Source organism: Clostridium sp. UBA871, from assembly GCF_002295255.1.
In the GTDB taxonomy this organism is placed as follows: domain Bacteria; phylum Bacillota; class Clostridia; order Clostridiales; family Clostridiaceae; genus Clostridium_J; species Clostridium_J sulfidigenes.
In genome coordinates, this window is record NZ_DBFV01000007.1 from 408589 (window position 1) to 429851 (window position 21263).

Here is a 21263-nt window from a genome sequence, read left to right on the forward strand (position 1 = left end):
ACCTCCTTAATTAATCTGAAATACTTTTTCAACTTTTTCATCTAATGCATGAGATATTGCTTTCATTACATCCAGACTTGGATTAGTTCGTTTACCTTTAGCCAGTGAACATACATATGCAGATGTTATTCCTGCTTCTTTAGCTATATCTGCATAGCTTAAACATTTCTTCTTTCTTATGCTGTCAATTTTGTTCATACATTTAATTCTCCTTTCACTTATTTATTAATGTTTACTACGTGTTAATAGTATCATATACTGTCAGTAAACAAAACTACCACTAAACCTTATATTATATCATTATCGTTTACTATCAGTAAATAGCTTATTTTTTCTTTATTTTTCTTAAATTTTCATTGCTTTTTATTAACTGTGAGTATATAATATTAACTGTGAGGTGATAGTGTTGTTAGGTGATAATATTAAAAAAATAAGAATTAATAAAGGGCTAGGCCTAAATGAAACTGCTAAGAAAGCAGGTATAACAGGTGGTTATTTAAGTTCTATTGAAAATAATAAAAGAACTAATATTGGAACTGATATTTTACAAGCAATAGCTGATGTATTAGAAGTATCAGCAAGTGAATTCTATGTTGATGCTGAAAATAAAACATTAGAAAAGTCACCTGATAAAAATGATTTAACAGATAAAGATAAAAAAGATATAGAGAAAAGTCTTGACGCTACTCTTAAACAATTAGAAGAACAAGATGGACTTATGCTTTCTGGTAATCCAGTAGATGATAACGACTGGGAACTTATTAAAAGTGCTATAAAAAATGGTCTTGAGTATGCTAAAAAAATGAATAAAGAAAAATATACTCCTAAAAAATATAAAAAGTAGTTTTCTATTAGGGGGATTGGGGATATTGAAAAATATTATAAATAAAAAGGTAAATTATTTAAAAAAGACATTTAATACAAGTAATCCTTTTGAATTATGTGAGTGCTTGGGAATAAAAGTATTCTTTGAGGATTTAGGTAAAAATACAAATGGTTTTTTTCAAGCAGCTCCTAGAAATAAAATTATTCATATAAATTCTAAATTAAGTGATATAGATAAATTTTTTACATGTGCGCATGAATTGGGACATGCAATATTTCACTATAAATCTAATGTTTTATTTCTTGAAAAAAACACTCTTCTATCAACTAGTAAATATGAAATTGAAGCCGACACGTTTGCTGCTGAGTTGCTAATTGACGATAACCTTTTAAATAGATATGAAGATTTTTGTCTTGAAGTTGTAGCTAATTGTGAAGGTATTAATTATAAATATTTAAAGCTTAAATTTGACTTAATTTAAATTAAGTATATATTTTTTAGTTTCACGCGAACATACGTGTGTCAAAGGAGGTATTATTATGCAAGGTGGAACTCGAAAACGTGGTTCTACATGGAGTTACTATTTCGACCTTGGAATAGTTGAAGGTAAAAGAAAAAGAAAAGAGAAGGGAGGTTTCAAAACTAAAAAAGAAGCCCAGGAAGCTTTAAGAATTGCTTTAAATGAATATGAAAAATGCGGATCTGTTATAGATGAAAGTAATATTTCTGTTTCAGATTACTTTGATTATTGGTATAAAGAGTATGTGCTTATTAACTGCAAATATAACACGCAAGAATATTATAAAAGAATAATAAAAAATCATATAAAACCATCATTGGGTGTATATAAGCTTAAATCATTAACTCCAGCAGCACTGCAAGAATTTATCAATCAAAAATACTTAAGTGGATTATCCAAATCTAGTATAGATAATTTTTATGGAGTACTTTCTGGAGCATTAAAATCAGCAGTATATCCTTATCAATTTATAAAAGAAAATCCTATACAATACGTTAAATTACCCAAAAATAATAACTCGAACAGCTCTAAGGAAGATTTAAAAATAATTTCTATTGAAGACTTTAATAAAATTATCAATAGATTCTCTGTAAAAAGTAATTTTTATATTCCCCTTCAAATTGCCTTTCATACTGGTATGCGTGGTGGAGAAGTTACAGCCTTACAATGGAGTGATATAGATTTAAATAATAAAACAATTAAAGTTAATCATACTCTAATAAGTAAAGGAAAAGGTATTTTTGAACTAGGTACACCTAAAACTAAAAGTTCTAACAGAACCATTGTTATAGGAGATACTTTAATAAATATATTAAAGAAACACAGCTTATATCAAAAAGAAAATAAGTTAAAGTATGGTAAGTATTATGCAGATTCTAATTTTATATGTACTAAAGAAAATGGTGAACATATAACAACTGATAGTCTTAAGTATTTATCTAAGGTAATAAATTATGAATTAGGTATAAACTTTAATTTTCACTCACTTAGACATACTCATGCTACTATGCTTTTAGAAGCTGGAGCCAATATAAAAGATATTCAAGAGAGATTAGGTCACTCAAAACTCGCTACAACTATGGATACCTATTCCCATGTAACCAACAAAATGAAAAAAGATACTGTTAATATTCTTGAAAATATACTTATACAAAAATAATTTGCCACCATTACAAAACTTATGGTGGCAAATCGGTGGCAAATCATATTTTTATTCACATCAAATTAGCTTAAACTCGCTATTTATCTAGTCAGCTTAACAACGCTTTCAACATGCGGCGTATGCGGGAACATATCCATAACTTTCACCTTTTCCACTTTATATCCATTAGCAGTTAATACCTCTAAATCTACTGCTAGTGTTTTAGGGTTACAGGATACGTAGATTATTTCTTTGGCATCAAATTTTATTACGTAGTCTAGGGCTACTGGGTGTACTCCTGGTCTTGGTGGGTCTAGGATTATTATGTCTGGTTTTTCGGTTACGTTTTTTATGGTTACTGCTACGTCTCCTGCTATGAATTCACAGTTGTTTAGGCCGTTGATTTTAGCATTTTCTTTTGCAGCTTCTACGGCTTCTTCTATTAGTTCTATGCCTACTACTTTTTTTGCTTTTGGAGCTACTATTTGTCCTATGGTTCCTGTTCCGCAGTATAGGTCAAAGACTACTTTGTCTTCTGATTCTCCTATGAAGTCTCTTACTATAGAGTAAAGCTTCTCTGCTCCTTTAGTGTTAGTTTGGAAGAAGGCAAAGGGATTTATTTTAAATTTTAATCCTAGAAGATTTTCTATTATATAGTCTTTTCCATGTAGTATTTCTACAGAGTCTGCTTGCACTACATCTGATAGAGAGTCATTTAAGGTATGGATTATTCCTGTGAGTTCTCCTTTTAGGTTTAATCCTTTTAAAGCATCTACAAAGGCTGTGAAGTCATATTCTACTTGGGTAGTTGTAACTATGTTAACTAATATTTCTCCAGTGTTTATAGCTTTTCTTACTACTAGATTTCTTAAAAAGCCTTCATGTTTTAAGATTCTATAATAAGGAAGGTTTTCTCCTCTGAAGTGGTTTATGGTTGCATTTATTATAGCTCTGAAGTCTTCATCTACTATTTGACAGTTATGTACTGATACTATGGCAAAGCTTTTTCCTTTAGCATGCATTCCTAGGGTTAGTTCTCCACCTTTTTCAAAATCTCCAAAGGTGAATTCCATTTTATTTCTGTATTCATAGTGAAGTGGGCTGCTTTCTATTCCTAGGTACTCATAATCTGTTATACCCTTATTTGCTAAAAGTGCCTTTACTTGTTCTTCTTTAAATTTAAGTTGAGTGTCTAGTGATAAGTCTCCTTGGCTACATCCTCCACAAATTCCAAAGATATCGCAGGCTGGCTTTACCTTGTAATCTACATCTTCTAAAACTTCAAGAAGTTTAGCTTCTACTCCATTGGAATTTTTTTTAGTTACTCTTGCTCTAACCTTTTGCCCGGGCAATGCACTTTTTATAGCTACTTTTTCTCCTTCATGGAAGGCAACTCCCTTTCCTGGAAATTCTGTACCCTCTATGATAAATTCATATTCTTTTCTCTTTCTCATTTTTATCTCCTTATCTAATAAAATTCTATGTTAATTTTAATTTTTTATTTTAAAATAATTTCATTTATTAGGTATACTTTTAAGTTTTATTAAAGTAATTTTACCCTCTATTTGGGGGCTTAAAATATGACTCTGAAAATCACAAAAACCTCTGAAACCCGCATGAACAGAACAAATAGTTAACTAGTTATATAGTTTCCTAGTTATATAGTTATATAGGTATATTGTTTTATTGTTCCCTATTTAACTATTTTACTATATCTATAGGTTCATAGTTTTCTAGATATATTGTTCCCTAGTTAAATAGGTATATGTTTATTTGAAATTACCTAGTTTATTATATATTATCCCCCAGATTTTATCTAGGCTTTTATGGTATATCCCTAGGAATTTTAAAGCTTCTCCTTACACTCAATGTGGCAACTCTTAGTATTGTGGTATATATGTGGCTTAATTGACATAAAATATAGGAAGTTGATATAATGGTTAAAACTGTGGAAAACTTTGAGTTAACTTTTAGAATATCTTTAAAGGGGTGAGGTTATACTGTGAGATCTAAAAAAGAAAATACTAAGGCACTAATAGTTGATAGCTTTAAAAAGTTAATGACTCAACATTCCTTTGATAAGATAACTATAAAAATGATTACTGATGAGGCAAAGTTAATAAGACCCTCCTTTTATAACCACTTTGCTGATAAGTATGAATTACTTGAATGGATTTGTTATAAGGATATATTTGAAGGTGCAACCCTTCTTATAGATAATAAAATGTTTAATGAGACAATTCTATTTATTCTTACTAGGATAGAAAATAATAAAGAGTTTTATGTTAAAGCTATGAAAATAGAAGGACAAAATTCCTTTGAGAGTATAATATATAAATTTCTTCTTAAGATGTTTGAAGAATTATTTTCTGTGCTAGATATAGAAAATATGAATTTTGAAGGAATTCTCACCGCTTCTGAAATTGCTAATTACTATTCTAGAGGTCTAACCTATTTTTTAATTACTTGGCTTAAAAAAGGTGTACAAGTTCCTGCTCATGAGTTAGCTGAAAAATATTATTTACTACTTTCTAATTCCTTAGAAGATATTGTATTCAAGCCATTATAAAAAGTTATGGGCTTTAACAAAATATCTTACTAATCTTATATAAAATATTGAAGATGCACTTTAATATTATTGTTAGCGAATGCCATTTGCAGGGATATTAGATTTACTTAGTATTTATGAATGGTAAAATCGTTAAGCAACACAACTTGTTTGAGTGTATACGAGTTGTTGTGTTGTAGATTTTACCTTGAATAAATGCTTTAGTAAATCAATATTCCGAAACGGCTGAGCGTTAATAATATAAGTGCTTATTCAATATTTATTTAGATTAGCTTATTTTGTTAAAGCCCCTACTTAACCTATCATAAAACAATTAAATAGATTTGTTTTAAAGCAACTACATAAGTTGCTTTTTGTTTTTTTTGATATACATTTAGGGCGAAGTGTATTTTTACATAAAAATCTACATTGGCTATAATTTAAGAAAACAGATTATGAAAGGAAGATGCTTATGAGTGTTCTGGAAGTAATCATAGTATCAATAGGATTATCTTTAGATGCATTTACAGTGACAGTATGTACAGGTGCAACTCAACCTTATCTTAAAAAGCGTATGGATTTTATTGTTGGCCTTGCATTTGGGGGAATACAAGCTATTATGCTTACTATTGGAATGATGATTACCAAGTTTCCAGTAAGCTCAATTTATTCTGAAACTTTTAAATCCATCAATCAATGGTTTTCTGCAATTATTTTTATTTTCTTAGGACTGAAGATGATAAAAAATGCACTTACTATTAAATCCATCAATGAGCAAAGGGAAAGTTTTAATTATAGAAATATTTTTTCCTTAGCCTTTGCAACTAGTTTGGATGCTTTAGTATTAGGAATTGGCTTTGCTCTACTGCGCACTGAAATTATTATAGATATGTTTATCATATTTGTAATAACAGGGATTTCATCTATTATTGGACTAAGGGTAGGCTACCGTGTGGGTGATAAGTACAGAGTTGCAGTTAATATCTGTGGTAGCGTTATATTACTTATTATGGGAGTAAAAATGATACTTTCTTACTTTAAAATTATTTAAAATGGGGGTTGGCTTATGTTAAATGTAAAATATAAAATTGAAAAGGTTGCTTTAAAGCAGGGACTTGGATACTTAAAGAAAAATCCTGAGAAAAACTTTGAGAAAATTGTTCATTGGTTAAGGAAGTTTGATACAGAAAATTTATATACTCCTCAATATGATGCCGTTGAAGGATTTTTAAAGGAGAAGGATAATAACTGGGTAGAGCTTATGACTAAATTAGCCAAAGAAGTGAATCCTCATATTTTAGAGACTGTGTTTAGTAACTTTCTTCTTAATTCTTCTATTAGAGGTTGGAGTGAATCTAGGAAAAAATCTAAGGAATATGGATATGAAATTCCCTTTACTTTACTTATAGACCCTACTACTGCTTGTAATAAGAAATGTATTGGTTGTTGGGCTGCTGATTATAACAAGGCTTTAAATTTAAGCTATGATGAATTAGATAGTTTACTTATTCAAGGTAAGGATTTGGGTATCTTCTTTTATATAATGACTGGTGGTGAGCCTTTAGTTAGAAAGAATGATATTTTAAAACTAGCTAAGAAACATAATGATTGTGTGTTTATGATATTTACTAATGGAACATTAATTGACCAGGCTTTCTGTGAAGACCTATGTGAAGTTGGAAATATAGTTCCTACTATTAGTGTTGAAGGTTTTGATGATGCTACTGATGCAAGACGTGGTAATGGTTCCTGGAAGGATATTACTCGTGCTATGGCTCTTATGAAAGAAAATAGAGTTCCTTTTGGATTCTCAACTTGCTTTACAACTAATAACTGTGATAGCGTTTTATCTGAAGAATTTATAGATATGATGATAGATATGGGTGCTTATTTCTCTTGGTACTTCACCTTTATGCCTATAGGATGCAAAACAGATACTTCCTTAATGGCTAATCCTGATCAAAGAGAAAAACTTTATCGTACTATAAGAGGTTGGCGCTCAACTAAACCAATCTTTAATATGGATTTCTGGCACGATGCTGAATATGTTGGTGGTTGTGTGGCTGGTGGAAGACGATACTGCCATATTAATGCTAATGGTGATGTGGAACCTTGTGTATTCTGCCACTACTCCAGTGCTAATATAAAGGAAGTTCCTTTAATTGAAGCTTTAGGACAGCCACTGTTTATGGAATATCAAAAGAATCAACCTTTTAACAATAATCAATTTAGACCTTGCCCAATTCTTGATAATGCTCCAAAGATTGCAGAAATGGTTAAGGCTTCTGGGGCTAAGTCTACAGAGTATGTAGATCCTGAAAATGTAGAAGATTTAGTAGCTAAAACTATAGACTATGGTGAAACTTGGGCTAAGAGAGCAGAACCACTATGGGAAGAAAATTTAATGTGTAAAAATAAATAAAAACAACTATATAAAATGGATTTTCGCTAATAAACTAATCTAAGATAAGTGTTGAGCATGCGCAAACAATAATATAAAGTGCAAGCTCAGCATTCTATATAAGATTAGTAATATATTTGCGAAAATCTTTTTTTATTTTTAATTTAGTAAAATTCTTATAATCCCAATATTCATTGACACTAATTCTAAATGTATTTACAATTATAGTATCTATAATATATATTTTACAAAGGTTGTGAATACATAACTAATAAACTATATTATATTTATTTTAATCTTTATTTAAAGGAGATATTTATGAAACGAAAACTTTTAAACTTAAAATCCTTAATACTTGTTATTGTATTAGCATTTACCACAAGTTTCTTTAACACATCTGCTAATGCTGAATCCAATATACTTGACTCCCCTGAACTTTTATATGCAACTAATGATGCTAAAAATGATATAAATACATCTAAAAAGAGTTCTAGTGATTCACTAATTCCTACCCGTTCTCAGCTTATGTGGGTAACGGATAATGCTGATGTATTGCCTGATAGTAGTATAAAATATATAATCACAAGAAACAAGAAGTTTACTGAAACTAGTGATGCTGAAATCTCAGTGTTAACTATTGAAAATTTACCAGAAGGTAATGACATAGAAACCTATGCTTATAAAGTTTTTGATGAATGGGATATGGACTTAAAAGAAAAAAATAATGCAGTATTACTTCTTATTGTTTCTGGTGAAAATAAGACTTTCATTGCTACAGGTACTGGTTTAAAAAGTGCTTTAACGGATTCAACAGTCTATAAATCTATAGAAAAAAAGTTTGCTACATCCCTAAGTACCCATAATAATAAGTACAATCTTAGCAATGTGGTATCAAGCTTAGCTACTAAGATTGATACTATTGATAAAAATAATTCTTATGATATAAATAATACTTATAATAAAAGTAATTCTGATAACTCAGGCGTACCTTTTATGAAATATTTAGGAATAATTTTACTTTTTGCATTTTTATTTTTTTATTTTTTAAAACGTGTTTCTAAATCTTCTATTTATAAAAATTATAGGAAAAAGAACAATGTTAAAACAACTTCTTCTGCTAAAGAATTGCCTTCTTCTACCGATGAAATAATCTCTTCTGGTGATGAAGCTGTAGATGTTATTATTGCTGAAGGACTTGCTTATCTTAATCAAATTAAAAAGGCAAATGATGAAATTCCTGATGAGAAGATTACTAATCAAATTACACGTATGGAAGTAGCTACTGACAAGATTTTTAGATACATTGCAAAACATCCTGAAGATGCATCTCAAATAAGTAAATTTATGAGCTATTATTTACCTACACTTTTAAAACTATTGAATTCATATATAAGTTTAAATGGACAATGTATTAAAGGTGGTAACATATCTACTACCATAGAAAACATTGAAGGCATTCTTTCTACTATAGCGGATGCCTTTGAAAAACAATTAGATAATCTATTTGCTGATGATGCTCTAGATATATCTACTGACATTAAAGTACTAGAGGCTATGCTTGTCCAAGAAGGTCTAACTAGTGATGGTTTTATGAAATAATTTGTTTCATATAAATTTTTTCAAATTATACGTGTTTAAATTTTATGCTTACTTAAGTATAGAGAAATATATTTATTTTAATATCAAGGAGGATAATTAAATGACAAATACTGAAAACAAAGATATATTATATACAAATTCTAATACATCAAATATAGTTCCTTCACTTACCTTAGATACTTTTACTGAGGCAACTCCTGAAGTTAAACCACAACTAGCTCCAGATGTGGAACCTGAAGTTCTTGATGATAGCTCATTAAGTGATGATGAAAAGAAAATTGTAAGTGATTTTGCAGAAAAAATTGATATTACTAATACAAATATGATCCTTCAATATGGAGCTGCATCTCAAAAAAAAATAGCTGGATTCTCTGAAAGTGCTCTTAAAAATGTTCGAACAAAGGACTTAGGTGAAGTTGGAGATATGATAACTAATTTAATTGGTGAACTTAAAGACTTTAATACTGAAGAAAAACCAAAGGGTATCTTTGGAATATTTAAAAAAGCAGCTAATAATATATCAAATCTTAAAACTAAATATAATAAGGCAGAAGTAAATGTAGATAAAATATGTAATGTTTTAGAAGGACATCAAATTCAGCTATTAAAGGATATTGCCATGTTAGATGAAATGTATAGTATAAATCTAGTATATTTTAAAGAACTTTCTATGTATATCCTTGCTGGCAAGAAAAAACTTGAGGAAGTTCGTAAAGTAGTGTTACCCCAATTAGTTGCAAAGGCTAATACATCTAATCTACCTGAAGATTCTCAAGCTACTAATGACATGGCTAATCTTTGTGATCGTTTTGAGAAAAAAATTCATGATTTAGAACTTACTCGTGTAATATCTATTCAGATGGCTCCTCAAATTAGATTAGTTCAAAATAATGATACTCTTATGGCAGAAAAGATACAATCTACCTTAGTCAATACTATTCCTCTATGGAAGAGTCAAATGGTTATTGCCTTAGGTGTTGCTCATTCTCAACAAGCAATGGCAGCTCAAAGAGAAGTTACAAATATGACTAATGAACTATTACGTAAGAATGCTGAATCATTAAAAACAGCTACTATTGAAACTGTAAAAGAAAGTGAACGTGGAATTGCAGATATTGAAACTTTAAAACACACTAACCAAACTCTTATATCTACCCTAGATGAAGTAGTTAAAATCCAAGAGCAAGGCCGTCAAAAACGTCAAGAGGCTGAACTTGAAATTGGACGTATGGAAGGAGAGCTTAAGAAAAAGCTTCTAGATATTCGTTATTAATTTAAATTCTATTCTGTTTCTTTTTCTTCCTTTTCCCCTTATAATATAAGAGTAGATTATGCTTCATAAATTTATAATATATTCTTTAATATGAAGCTTGTAAAAATTAAATTTCTGGAGGAATTATGAATACACTTACTTTTATTTTTTTATGCTTTGCAGGTTTTCTGGCAGCCTTTGTAGATTCCATTGCTGGTGGTGGTGGGATAATAAGCGTTCCTGCTTATATGATAGCTGGTTTGCCTCCTCACGTGGTTCTTGGAACTAACAAGTTTACAGCTTCTATGGCCTCGCTTACTAGTTCTATTAATTTTATAAAGTCAGGTAACTGCAATTTTAAGTTTCTTAAAATAGTGGCACCTTTCACTTTAATAGGCTCTATTTTAGGAGTTAAGGCTGTACTTCTATTGGATGAAAGTTTTCTTCAACCTTTAGTTCTTGTGCTGGTTCTTGCCATAGGTGTTTATACATTCTTTTCTAAATCCATTGGGGAAAAGGATAATTTTAAGGGATTAAATAAAAGGAATATGACTATTTCTATAATCTTTGCTTTTTCACTAGGATTCTATGACGGATTCTTTGGACCTGGTACAGGCTCCTTTTTAATCTTTGGTCTTATTAATATTTTAGGTTTTAATTTTCTTAAAGCTTCAGCAAATGCTAGAGTTTTAAATTTTGTTAGTAATATTGCTGCTCTTGTTACCTTTGCCTTTAGTGGTAACATAAATTATCTAATTGGTATACCTGTTTGTGTATTTATGATATTAGGAGCTAAGCTTGGAACAAAGTTAGCTATTAATAAGGGTTCAAAGGTTATTAAGCCTATTTTTGTTACTATGTCCCTTGCGGTAGCTATAAAAATGTTATTACAACTATTCTAATATTAAATATTTTATATATTAGGAATAATTTTCTTTACAGGAACTTATCCTTAACCTATACTTATTAATGTGTGCTAAAAAGGAGGCTTTATGCTCATGTATTCATTTGTTGTTGTAATTATTATAATTATTATTGGATTTTTAGTTTGTAAGAGAAATTATAAAAATAGAGCTAGTCATATTAATGGCAACTTATTAGAGTATTGTTATCACATTGTTGTAGAATTTGAAAAACTTAACTTTGAACAACGAGGAAGGTTTAAGGATTCTCTTACTCAAAAGGAATCAGATCTATTTGATGGAATAATAACTAGAAGCATGATTTTAGGTAAGAATCTTAACATACTTCAAAGCCATATGTTTAATCTAGAGTCTATTATGAAAAAAATAAGGGCACAAAAAACTAATATAATGCAATAAAAAATATTTTAATAAATATTTAGATATAATTTCTCATATTATACATAAACTAAATGGGAATCTTAAGAAAGGAATGATATTATGAATTTAAAAAAATTAATAACAAATACTTTAGCTATTGTAGGTGCTGTTGTGGTTGTAGATAAAATTGTAAATGCCGTTTCAAACAAGAGCATAAAGTCTATAAGTGAGGCTCTTATGAAGGGTGATTTAAATGAAGATGAAGATAGAGATGAAGAATCAGACCTATGTCAATGTAGCTTCTTAGATGATGACTATGAAGAAAATCTAAATGCTTGTCACTGTGGTGAAGATTCTGAAATTGATTATGAAGCTTTCCCTGACATAAAACAATATGAAGATAGTGACGAAGGTGCTTTTCAGTATGCTATAAAAACTGAACCTATTACGGATACACCAAAAGAAGTATAATATGTATTAAAGTCCACCTTCCTTAAAAGAAAGTGGACTTTTTAATTATCTGTGATGTTTTTTATGATGTTTTTTGTTCTTCTTGCTCTTCTTCTTACTTGGATAACATTCATCATATTCTTTATAATCATAGTATTTCTTTTTATGATGTTTGTGTCCATAATCACAATTATTTAGATACATGTTTTGAAGTAAATATTCACACTTCATGCAGTTGCTCTTAGGCTGCACACATTCCTCACATACCTTATAACTTATTGGATCACGATTTTCTAATCTACGACGGTCTCCTTCATATTCTTCTCTTAGGATGTCATCATATACTGGTTTTTCATACCTATTACAATCATCATTTAAAACTATGTCTTGATTATCTTCTTCTCTTTCACATTTGCATTTTATAGGTTTTTTGTCCCATTCCTTTATAAATTCTGATTTATCCTCATGGTGTTCATATAGCTCATCATTATTATGGAAGTTATGATTTTCTAGATAATCATCATCTTTATAATTATTTTGGCCATTATAGTATTCTTTCTTGCAATGGTAATCATCCTTATTCCACTTATCATGTTTATCATGTTCGTCATGGTGTTCATGATGGTGATCACAATGCTCTTCATGGTGTTCATGATGGTGGTCGTGATCATCTTCATGGTGTTCATGATGTTCGTCATGGTGTTCATGGTGTTCTTCATTGCACTTCTTGCATTTTGGACAAATGTACTTAGATTTTTCTTCTAAGTATTCACAATCATCTTCACATCTATAATCCCTATTAACTTCATTAAGACCAAATTTATTCCTAGATTCTCTATTATCATAATATTTTTTATATGCTCTTTCAGCTTCTAATCTCTTCATATATAAAATATCATCAAATTCATCATCTGTTTCTACAAAATCGTCATAGATATCAAAATCTTCTTTTCTTTCAATAGGTTTAATAAATCTTTTTGCTAAACTATCTACAGGATCCTTAAATTCTACAGATTTTACATCAGCATGAGCTTCTACATCCCATCTGTTACTACATTGACATTCAGGTGAATTTTCATTATTAAATACTATCTCCCTGCCAAAGGTAACATTAGCACTAGCTCTCTCTTGTGAAAAATCTCCGTCGGTATCAAAGGCTTCAATAGACATTATATACCTTTCTCCTAGACTTGGTTTGTTAGCTAGTTTTAAAACATAGGAGTTAGCATCTCTGCCTAATGTAGTTACATAGTTGGAGTTTATGAATATATTATATCCACCTAAATCTATATCAGTATTTTTAGTCCAATTCATTCTTATTTCTTGGCCTGTTGCTACTGCTCTAAAGTCTCTTACACTTCTAGGTTGCGTTAATAAATCTAAATTTTCTGGTCCATAGTTTAAGTCTACTGGTGGATTTACTCCAGGCATGGTTCCATTCTCAGTAAATTGCCACATTCTCCATCTAGTCCATCCACCTTGATCCCTTGGATATGGAGGATTTGTTGGTAATTCTGGATACATAGCAATCCAAAGAGGCATATCTGCTAGAATAAAGCCTTTCTTAGTATGGTAGAAATTATTATATAAATCAATAAAAAATGCTCCAGTATATAACATCATTTTTCTTCTAGTTTTTCTTTCAAATCTCTTTCTAAATCTGTCTACCCAATCTAGTAATGCATCTGTAGATATAGATTTATCTAGTGGTGCTTCAATGTCAATTACAGGGAATAGATCTCCATATCTTCCTGGTCCATAAGCTTGTTGTAATATGTCTATAAATCCATCACATTGAACATCTGCGGTAGTTAAATCTGTGGAAGGTACTGCATAGTGATATGCTCCTGTTTTTACTCCCACATTTCTTAATCCGTTTACATACTCAATAAATTTTCTGTCTATTCTAAATCTACCAGTACCATAACCAGAACCACGTAAATAAGCATATGGGGTTTGTGTTGCAAGTAGAGTATAATTTACATCGCCCCTATATTCATTTAAATCAGGACCTATTATGTTACGACTAGTTTTATTTTGCATACTCTCCTCCGAAATTGAATGCTTCACTTATTATATTACTAGTCATATATCCAATGTGTTACAACATTTTTATTTGAATTTATATGATTTTTTTAAAATTACTCTCATTAGATTTTAATATATAGAACCTAATTATCTACTGATTCTTTACTTTAATTTCTCCACTCTGTAAGTTTACCTCATATATTTTATTGTTTAAGAAAATATTTTCATCCCTTCTATTATTTCCTGAATAGGTTATATAGAAAATTATGCTATTTTTATCTTTAAATAAGCTCTTGTAGTATGTGGTAACTCCTTTTACATATTTATCGGAATCTTTATTTTGAGTGTTTGATGCCTTTATATCTTTTATAAATTTAAAAACTTCATCTTTAATATAGTTATTAATTTTCATCTCTATATCCTTGTTTATCATATTTTCAATTTTAGGATAAGATAAATACTGATTAAAATCTTCACTACTTTCTTCATAATTTATTGTTTTTATTATTGGGGCTTCCACTTGAATATTTACTTTATTTAAACCTTTAGGAAATTTACTTAGAGGTATATAAAATTTAGGAATTCCTGCTACGTAGGGAGCAATTTCATATTCATCAAAATATATAACTAAGTCTTTATCTGTTAAGAAAAACTTTTGATTATAAGGGATTACATTTAGTTTATCTACAGCTTCTTTGAAATATAATTCAGGATTTTTATTTATAGTAGCTTTCACATTGTCTAAAATAATTTTATTATAATTCCTATTATTACCCAAGAAATCTTCAATGACTCCTCTATTTCCTGTATTTATATCAAAGTTAAAAGACTCATCTACTGATGATCCATGAGCTCCACCTGTATAACTATATAGGTTTAGTGTTATTGAAAGGATATTATTCTTATTATAAGTCACATTATTGTTTACATTAATTACATAGGGTTTTGTTTCTAACCCAACTTTTATATTATATTCATTGTCTCTAATAGATAGCTTTGTTATATATTCTTCAAAGTCATTAATTCTTTTTGATATCTTATTATTTATAATCCCTTCTGCTTCTTTATTTTTAACAATCTTTACAATGGGCCTATTGATATTTACAGATACATACTTATTAGAATATACCTTTTCCTCGTTTTCTATTGTGGCACCTTCTTCATCTTTCAGTATATTATTAACCATTCTTGGTAAAGATATCTCTACGGAATCAGGATCACTGTGTGTATCTATGGCAAATGCTCCATGAAAATTAGTAGTTAATAATAAAACTAAAATTAAATATATAACTTTCTTCATAACATTTCTCCCTTCTATAAAATATATTTTAAATAAAATAACTTTATATTAGTTTGCCCATATAAATCTTGTGTACACCTGTTAATTTTTAATAAAAAAATGCCTTAACCTTTAGTTAAGACATTTTTTCAAATTAATTTTTTATAATTTAATTCTTAATTTATTTAATATAGTACTTGTTATTACCTGTGGTCCACCTAATATATACATTTTATTTATAGTATTTCTATTTTGCGTAACTAAATTCATTACTGATATATTCACCTCAGTTGGATCCATCAATAGTACAAAAGATTTTCTTTGTGCTGCTAAAGCTGATACTGAAAGAGCATCTGGAAAATCAGTTCCTAGAGCAGTATACATCTCACTAATATTTAATATGCTTTTAAATCTATTAAATATTTTTTGATTTGTATCATATCTATCTACTCCACCAATTCTTTCATAATTAATTAAAGTTTTCGCTGTGTAATCTGATATAACACCAGAACCACCTATTACATAAGTTTTAGTAATATTTTTATTACTTAAATAGCTTTTTATATTAGTTGGTATAGTGCTGTCTCTAGTTAAAAGTATCGGCATGGCTTTAATACCTGCAATGGATGATATGGAAAGACTATCTGCAAAGTTTTCCCCAGTTGTAACTACAACTTCACTTTGAATTCCAATCTGCTGTGCAATTTTTAAAGAAGTTTCATATCTATCTGCTCCACCTAACCTTTTTGTAGTTATATTCATTGCTTTAATTTGATTTTCAAAAGCAGATGAAAGAACACCAGTTCCTCCTACTATATATACATTCTTAACCTTTAGGTTAGATAATAAATTTTTAAGTTCTTGTTGTTCATTTAAAGATTGATTCCTAGCTAATAGTATTGGTGCTTTATTTTTAGCAGCCAACGGACCTGCACATAGAGCATCTGGATAATCTGTTCCAGGTGCTATTACAACTGTATCAGAAGAAGACCACCCCTTCTTTGCCACTAAATAAGAAGTTTCATATCTTGTAGCTCCATATATTCTCTCACCAGGGGTTGAAGAAAGGGTTACATTAGCCTTTAAATAATTATTTATACCATTAGCTATACCACTAGCTAATAATTCTTGATAAGAATTAGTGCTCATTTTAATTGCTTCACTTTTATTACTTATAAAACCACATTCTGCTAAAATTGATGGCATTTTAGTTTCTCTAACCACATGAAAATCAGCAGTCTTTACTTTTCTATCATAAGCTCCTGTACTGCTTATTAATTGTTTTTGCACAGAATCTGCAAGTGGCTTTGAATCCATTCTATTAGGATAATAATAAGTTTCTATTCCATATGCAGCAGTTGTAGTTGCTGAATTTATATGAATTGATGCAAAGGCATCAGCTCCTGAATTATTAGCAAGGGAACTAATTTCTCTAAGCTCCAAAAACTTATCCGTAGTTCTACTCATTACTACTTCTATTCCTTGAGATTGAAGAATTCTTTGAACCTTAAGAGCTATCGCTAAAGTTAAATGTCTTTCTTCTAATCCATTCGCACAAGCTCCTGGATCACCACCATATCTCGGATCACCACCATGTCCTGCATCAATAAATACTCTATAGTTACTGTTAGTTGTTATAGCTTTTGCAGTGGTTGCTGTTAAAGTTCTAGCTGATGCTACTTCTTTAGTTGGCTCCTTTACTAATACTTCATAAACATAAGTACCGCCTTCACTTTCAAGGGTTATAAAGGTTTCCCCTGTAGCTACACCCACAAATTTTCCATTTTCGTCTACTTTGACTATACTTTCATCTCTAGAACTTAATTTAAAAGGAATTGAAGCTTCTTCTTCTACTAAAAGGCTAGTATGGTCAATTGCTTGTCCAACATCAATGGATAATCCATTTTTCACTTGTACATTAGCCCCTTCATTTTCACTTAGTATAGTTTTTAATTGACTTTCTGTATTACTTATACCACCATCTTCTGCTGCAGCTAATCTACTAACTGGAGATACCATAGTAATTGTTAACATTGCAGTTATTGCACATAGTAGCTTTCTAATACGACTTTTACTTCTTTTCACTCTTCTTTCCCCCTATTATACATAATTATACATTTTATCACTAAAATATAGTCACCATTAATTTTATTCTACATATATCATTCATATCCTTTTGATTTTTGATAAATTATGTGGAATTTTTACTTTTACAGTGTTACTTATACATTATAACATATAAATTGGGAGTAATTTGTAAACTTTTATAATATAGCTTCCTCATGCAATAATTAATATGAATTTAAATCTTGGTAAACAGAGTTTTTAGCTTCAGATGGAGTATTAAAGCTAGTAGTAATGGATTTAATTAGAGCTATAACTTATAAAAGGTATATCCTAATGACTTTCATCACTATGATATACCTTTTAATTCTTACTTTAAATAATAAAATCCTTTGGATCATGCTCCTTTGCTTTAGGACCATTGTATTCAGACTTAGGTCCATTAAATACAGCTTTAGCACTTTCTACTTGTGGATCATGATTTATATTTTTTTTCTTAAAATGTCCATCTTCTTTTTTATTATTTTGTGTTTTTTTCATATTTGTCACGGTATCACCCCTTTGTAATATTAGAGTAACCACAAATCTTTAGTTTATACTTTTTAAAGTTTCTTAAATTTAAATATAAGATAATTTCTAATATTTACCTGCACTTATAATCATATTATGATATAATTATAGTATTATACTCATATATTAAGAGTAAACTTAATATAATAAAAATGGTTTAAAGGAGGTTATTACATTATGGAATACAATTTATCAACTTTAGAAGCTTTTCAAGTTTTAGATTCTCATCCTACTTACAGAGCTATTAATTCTGAAGGTCATACTTTAGAACTTAGAGGTCCAGAAAAATTTATCATTCACAGACGTGTAAAACTTGCAAAAGATAAGCATGTAAGTCTTAATGATACATGGAGAATAATTAAGCCTATTGATTATGAACTAGCTAATGAACTTTTCAAAAGACTTAGAACTATAGAAATTAGATTTGAAGATGGTACTAAGAAATTCTATTCAAAGATGCCTGACAATGGTCATGTTATCCTTGAAAGTGATCTACCACATTATAAAAATTGCTTATTTTATTGTTTTAGTTACTATGAAGAGTAAAATTTCTATGTAAGGATTTATTATGGATATTGATGAGTGCATAAATAAAAAATAGACTATGAAACTTAATTTCATGTTTCATAGTCTATTTTTTGTAACCTTTAAAGTACCTACTAATATATTATATATAGATAGTACTTTTTGGGAGATTTATATGGAATTTTACGGAAGTCAAACTGAAAAAAATCTGAAAAAGACTTTTACTGGTGAGAGTAAGGCTAACACTAAATATACATTATATGCAGAAAAAGCTAGAAGTGAAGGTCTTCACTATGTAGCCCAAGTTTTTGATGAAACTGCATTTAATGAACTTGCCCATGCTAGAAGGGTATTTGGAGAATTTTTAGGTGAAGTAAACTCTACAGAAGAAAACTTAATGAATGCCTTTATGGGCGAAACTGCTGAAGCAACTGCAATTTATAAAGAATATGAAGAAGTCGCAAGAAGGGAAGGGTTCGAAGAAATCGCAGACTTCTATAAAGAACTTGCAGAAGTGGAAGCTGAGCATGATTTAAGATTCCGTGCTCTTTACAACCGATTACTTAGCTGTACCTTGTATAAAGGAGATTCTGATTCTCTATGGCAATGTACTAACTGTGGATATATACATGAAGGTGACACTGCACCTAAAGTATGTCCTCTTTGTAAATTCCCTCAAGGATGGTTTGAGACATATTGTAACCCTCTAGAATAAACAGAGTTCTTAGCTTCTTCGAAGATTAGAAATCGTTATCCAGGGACGTAACAGCTCTTTACTCCCTCTTTTAAGAAGACTGGAGTATTAGAGCTGGTAGTCATCGGATAAATGCCTTAAAATAGCGTAGATACCCACCCCCAGGGTAATCTCGCTATTTTATTTTTATAATATAAAGGTTTTTAATGATTTTTATAGAAATATTTAATTTATATACTATGGAGCTAAATTTATACATATTAATTTTGATCTTCTACTATACATTAATTGAAGATATCATGTTTTTTATTAAAAGTTTATATTTTTTTATTATAGGAGTTATTATGAGTATTAAAATTTTAATTTGTGATGATGATGCACTGATAAGAGAAAGTTTAAAGATTATATTATCCATGGATGAGGAGTTAAATGTTGTACATGTTTGTGAAAATGGTTTGGAAGCTGTTAAATATTGCTGTAATAACTCTGTGGACGTGGCACTTTTAGATGTTCGTATGCCTAAATTAAATGGTGTAGAGGCAACTAAGGAGATTTGTAAAGTCACATCAACTAAAGTCATTATATTAACCACCTTTGATGAGGATGAATATATTTCTTCTTCATTAAGGAATGGAGCAAAGGGTTATTTGTTAAAAAGCAATTCTCCTAATACTATTATTAACACCATAAAAGTAGTTCATAATGGAAGTGACGTAGTGGAAAATGGAATTATAGATAAGCTTCTTTCTAAAACTTCTCCAGTATGTCCTAACCCTAATATGAATAATTTTTCTAAAAGAGAAGTGGAAATTATAGAATCTATTGCTGAAGGTTTAAGTAATAAGGAAATTTCTGAAAAGCTATATATCTCTGAAGGTACTGTGAAAAATTATATTACAAACATATTAACTAAAACTAATTTAAAGCATAGAACCCAAATTGCAGTTTGTTATTTAAAAGGAAAAATTTAGGTATGACTAAAGTCATATAAAGTTATGACCTTTTCCACTTATTAGTGGGAAAGGTTTTTTATATAATTTAATTATAGGATATTCTAATTATATTTAAATTTCAGCTAAGAAATATCAATATTATTTTTAGAAAATACTTAATAATTTTTTAGCTTAAAAAAGGGGTTGTTATAATGTTAATAAATATGGAAAACCTGACTAAAAACTTTGGTGATAATATTGCTGTAGATAACTTAACTCTTTCCATTGAAAAAGGTGAAATTCTAGGTCTTTTAGGTCCTAACGGTGCAGGTAAAACTACTACTATAAATATAATCACCTCCATACTAAAGCCTACTAAAGGTAATGTAGAAATCTTTGGAAAGTCTCTTTATAAGTATGGATCAGAAATTAAGGCTCGTATGGGTATTGTACCTCAATACATATCTTTATACGAAAACCTTACAGTAGAAGAAAATATAAGTTTTTTTGCAAAACTTTATGGGTTAAGGGGAGCTTCTTTGAGAGAGGGTTTAAACTATGCTCTAGATTTTATCTCTTTACAGGATCATAAAAAAACTAAGTGTAAAAATCTATCTGGTGGAATGCAGCGTCGATTAAATATTGGTTGCGCCATAGCTCATAAGCCAGAAATTATAATTATGGACGAACCAACCGTGGGAATAGATCCTCAATCTAGAAATCATATATTAAATATGGCAAAAGAGCTTAATAAAGAAGGTTGCACTATTATTTATACTTCTCACTACATGGAAGAAGTTCAACAGCTGTGTAATAAAATTGTTATTATGGATAATGGAAAGCTAATAGCAAAGGGAACTAAGGATGATTTAATCTCTTTAATTTCTGATAACTCCACTTTAGAAATTGAAGGCTATGATATTAATGAATCTGTTTTAGAAAAGCTTTTGGAAATAAAGGGAGTAAAAAGTTATTCCTTAAATGAAAATAAAGTACTGATAACCTCCAGTAAAGATGTATCAAATTTAAGTTCCATTATTAACTTTTTTACTTCTAATAATATAGAAATTAGAAATATGGGTTATAAAACCTTAGATTTAGAAGATGTATTCTTAACTTTAACTGGCAAAAAGCTTAGGGATTAGGAGGAA

20 protein-coding genes and 1 pseudogene are annotated in these 21263 nt (G+C 29.6%); 15 read left to right on the forward strand and 6 right to left on the reverse strand.

Annotated features, from left to right (window positions below; all coding sequences use genetic code 11):
• Positions 1-6: 6 nt before the first annotated feature.
• Positions 7-198 carry a helix-turn-helix transcriptional regulator gene (locus B3086_RS12715; protein ID WP_346877149.1) on the reverse strand — a complete coding sequence of 64 codons (192 nt, stop codon included), beginning with the start codon at positions 196-198 and terminating at the stop codon, positions 7-9.
• 208 nt (positions 199-406) lie between these two features.
• Here B3086_RS12715 and B3086_RS12720 point away from each other — a divergent pair, with 208 nt between their 5' ends.
• From B3086_RS12720 to B3086_RS12730, 3 genes are read left to right on the forward strand one after another with little or no spacing between them, the layout of a single operon-like run.
• Positions 407-844: a helix-turn-helix transcriptional regulator gene (locus tag B3086_RS12720; protein ID WP_346877150.1), complete on the forward strand. Its 438-nt coding sequence runs from the start codon at positions 407-409 to the stop codon at positions 842-844.
• Positions 845-869: 25 nt separating this feature from the next.
• Positions 870-1307 carry an ImmA/IrrE family metallo-endopeptidase gene (locus B3086_RS12725; RefSeq protein ID WP_346879336.1) on the forward strand — a complete coding sequence of 146 codons (438 nt, stop codon included), beginning with the start codon at positions 870-872 and terminating at the stop codon, positions 1305-1307.
• 58 nt (positions 1308-1365) lie between these two features.
• On the forward strand, positions 1366-2505 hold the full coding sequence (locus tag B3086_RS12730; protein WP_346893589.1) for a site-specific integrase: 1140 nt from the start codon (positions 1366-1368) through the stop codon (positions 2503-2505).
• A gap of 83 nt (positions 2506-2588) precedes the next feature.
• Here B3086_RS12730 and rlmD read toward each other — a convergent pair whose 3' ends face one another.
• Complete coding sequence (gene rlmD / locus B3086_RS12735; RefSeq protein WP_346893591.1) at positions 2589-3941, reverse strand: 23S rRNA (uracil(1939)-C(5))-methyltransferase RlmD; 1353 nt, start codon at positions 3939-3941, stop codon at positions 2589-2591.
• 548 nt (positions 3942-4489) lie between these two features.
• On the opposite strand from rlmD, the gene B3086_RS12740 reads away from it, so the two are divergent.
• The 8 genes from B3086_RS12740 to B3086_RS12775 all read left to right on the forward strand — a co-directional run bounded on the left by B3086_RS12740 (position 4490) and on the right by B3086_RS12775 (position 12041).
• Positions 4490-5056, forward strand: coding sequence for a TetR/AcrR family transcriptional regulator C-terminal domain-containing protein (locus B3086_RS12740; protein ID WP_346877154.1), 567 nt, complete (start codon positions 4490-4492; stop codon positions 5054-5056).
• Positions 5057-5507: 451 nt separating this feature from the next.
• Complete coding sequence (locus B3086_RS12745) at positions 5508-6086, forward strand: manganese efflux pump MntP family protein (RefSeq protein ID WP_346879339.1); 579 nt, start codon at positions 5508-5510, stop codon at positions 6084-6086.
• A 15-nt stretch (positions 6087-6101) separates the two neighbouring features.
• Positions 6102-7457, forward strand: a complete 1356-nt coding sequence (locus B3086_RS12750) for a radical SAM protein (protein ID WP_346880092.1) — start codon at positions 6102-6104, stop codon at positions 7455-7457.
• Positions 7458-7754: 297 nt separating this feature from the next.
• The gene (locus B3086_RS12755) at positions 7755-9035 is read left to right on the forward strand and encodes a 5-bromo-4-chloroindolyl phosphate hydrolysis family protein (RefSeq protein ID WP_346893593.1); all 1281 of its coding nucleotides are present in this window, start codon (positions 7755-7757) and stop codon (positions 9033-9035) included.
• Positions 9036-9135: 100 nt separating this feature from the next.
• A complete protein-coding gene (locus B3086_RS12760; protein WP_346893595.1) occupies positions 9136-10308 on the forward strand; it encodes a toxic anion resistance protein in 1173 nt (390 codons plus the stop codon).
• 125 nt (positions 10309-10433) lie between these two features.
• Positions 10434-11189: a TSUP family transporter gene (locus B3086_RS12765; RefSeq protein ID WP_346846337.1), complete on the forward strand. Its 756-nt coding sequence runs from the start codon at positions 10434-10436 to the stop codon at positions 11187-11189.
• 96 nt (positions 11190-11285) lie between these two features.
• Positions 11286-11609, forward strand: a complete 324-nt coding sequence (locus tag B3086_RS12770; protein ID WP_346846336.1) for a hypothetical protein — start codon at positions 11286-11288, stop codon at positions 11607-11609.
• A gap of 81 nt (positions 11610-11690) precedes the next feature.
• Entirely contained in the window at positions 11691-12041 is a 351-nt protein-coding gene (locus B3086_RS12775; protein WP_346846335.1) for a hypothetical protein, read from the forward strand.
• 45 nt (positions 12042-12086) lie between these two features.
• Here B3086_RS12775 and B3086_RS12780 read toward each other — a convergent pair whose 3' ends face one another.
• The 4 genes and pseudogenes from B3086_RS12780 to B3086_RS18050 form a co-directional block, all read right to left on the reverse strand.
• Positions 12087-14063, reverse strand: coding sequence for a glycoside hydrolase family 25 protein (locus B3086_RS12780; protein WP_346893597.1), 1977 nt, complete (start codon positions 14061-14063; stop codon positions 12087-12089).
• 136 nt (positions 14064-14199) lie between these two features.
• Positions 14200-15348, reverse strand: coding sequence for a PdaC/SigV domain-containing protein (locus B3086_RS12785; RefSeq protein WP_346846333.1), 1149 nt, complete (start codon positions 15346-15348; stop codon positions 14200-14202).
• Between the two features lie 141 nt (positions 15349-15489).
• The gene (locus tag B3086_RS12790; protein WP_346846332.1) at positions 15490-17412 is read right to left on the reverse strand and encodes a cell wall-binding repeat-containing protein; all 1923 of its coding nucleotides are present in this window, start codon (positions 17410-17412) and stop codon (positions 15490-15492) included.
• A gap of 414 nt (positions 17413-17826) precedes the next feature.
• Positions 17827-17931, reverse strand: a pseudogene (locus B3086_RS18050) (CPC_1213 family protein); the annotation flags it as partial.
• 207 nt (positions 17932-18138) lie between these two features.
• Between B3086_RS18050 and B3086_RS12800 the strand changes: the two are divergent.
• From B3086_RS12800 to B3086_RS12815, 4 genes are all read left to right on the forward strand, one after another.
• A complete protein-coding gene (locus tag B3086_RS12800; protein ID WP_346846330.1) occupies positions 18139-18507 on the forward strand; it encodes a hypothetical protein in 369 nt (122 codons plus the stop codon).
• A gap of 154 nt (positions 18508-18661) precedes the next feature.
• The gene (locus B3086_RS12805; protein ID WP_346893599.1) at positions 18662-19201 is read left to right on the forward strand and encodes a rubrerythrin family protein; all 540 of its coding nucleotides are present in this window, start codon (positions 18662-18664) and stop codon (positions 19199-19201) included.
• A 323-nt stretch (positions 19202-19524) separates the two neighbouring features.
• A complete protein-coding gene (locus tag B3086_RS12810) occupies positions 19525-20151 on the forward strand; it encodes a response regulator transcription factor (protein ID WP_346877162.1) in 627 nt (208 codons plus the stop codon).
• A 173-nt stretch (positions 20152-20324) separates the two neighbouring features.
• Positions 20325-21257 carry an ABC transporter ATP-binding protein gene (locus B3086_RS12815; protein WP_346877163.1) on the forward strand — a complete coding sequence of 311 codons (933 nt, stop codon included), beginning with the start codon at positions 20325-20327 and terminating at the stop codon, positions 21255-21257.
• The last annotated feature ends 6 nt before the right edge of the window (positions 21258-21263 follow it).

Excerpts from the sequence above, each read along its gene's own strand:
- B3086_RS12715 (WP_346877149.1), bottom strand. The coding sequence starts at position 198 with ATGAACAAAATTGACAGCATAAGAAAGAAGAAATGTTTAAGCTATGCA.
- B3086_RS12730 (WP_346893589.1), top strand. The coding sequence starts at position 1,366 with ATGCAAGGTGGAACTCGAAAACGTGGTTCTACATGGAGTTACTATTTC.
- rlmD (WP_346893591.1), bottom strand. The coding sequence starts at position 3,941 with ATGAGAAAGAGAAAAGAATATGAATTTATCATAGAGGGTACAGAATTT.
- B3086_RS12745 (WP_346879339.1), top strand. The coding sequence starts at position 5,508 with ATGAGTGTTCTGGAAGTAATCATAGTATCAATAGGATTATCTTTAGAT.
- B3086_RS12750 (WP_346880092.1), top strand. The coding sequence starts at position 6,102 with ATGTTAAATGTAAAATATAAAATTGAAAAGGTTGCTTTAAAGCAGGGA.
- B3086_RS12755 (WP_346893593.1), top strand. The coding sequence starts at position 7,755 with ATGAAACGAAAACTTTTAAACTTAAAATCCTTAATACTTGTTATTGTA.
- B3086_RS12760 (WP_346893595.1), top strand. The coding sequence starts at position 9,136 with ATGACAAATACTGAAAACAAAGATATATTATATACAAATTCTAATACA.
- B3086_RS12765 (WP_346846337.1), top strand. The coding sequence starts at position 10,434 with ATGAATACACTTACTTTTATTTTTTTATGCTTTGCAGGTTTTCTGGCA.
- B3086_RS12770 (WP_346846336.1), top strand. The coding sequence starts at position 11,286 with ATGTATTCATTTGTTGTTGTAATTATTATAATTATTATTGGATTTTTA.
- B3086_RS12775 (WP_346846335.1), top strand. The coding sequence starts at position 11,691 with ATGAATTTAAAAAAATTAATAACAAATACTTTAGCTATTGTAGGTGCT.
- B3086_RS12780 (WP_346893597.1), bottom strand. The coding sequence starts at position 14,063 with ATGCAAAATAAAACTAGTCGTAACATAATAGGTCCTGATTTAAATGAA.
- B3086_RS12785 (WP_346846333.1), bottom strand. The coding sequence starts at position 15,348 with ATGAAGAAAGTTATATATTTAATTTTAGTTTTATTATTAACTACTAAT.
- B3086_RS12800 (WP_346846330.1), top strand. The coding sequence starts at position 18,139 with ATGGAATACAATTTATCAACTTTAGAAGCTTTTCAAGTTTTAGATTCT.
- B3086_RS12805 (WP_346893599.1), top strand. The coding sequence starts at position 18,662 with ATGGAATTTTACGGAAGTCAAACTGAAAAAAATCTGAAAAAGACTTTT.
- B3086_RS12810 (WP_346877162.1), top strand. The coding sequence starts at position 19,525 with ATGAGTATTAAAATTTTAATTTGTGATGATGATGCACTGATAAGAGAA.
- B3086_RS12815 (WP_346877163.1), top strand. The coding sequence starts at position 20,325 with ATGTTAATAAATATGGAAAACCTGACTAAAAACTTTGGTGATAATATT.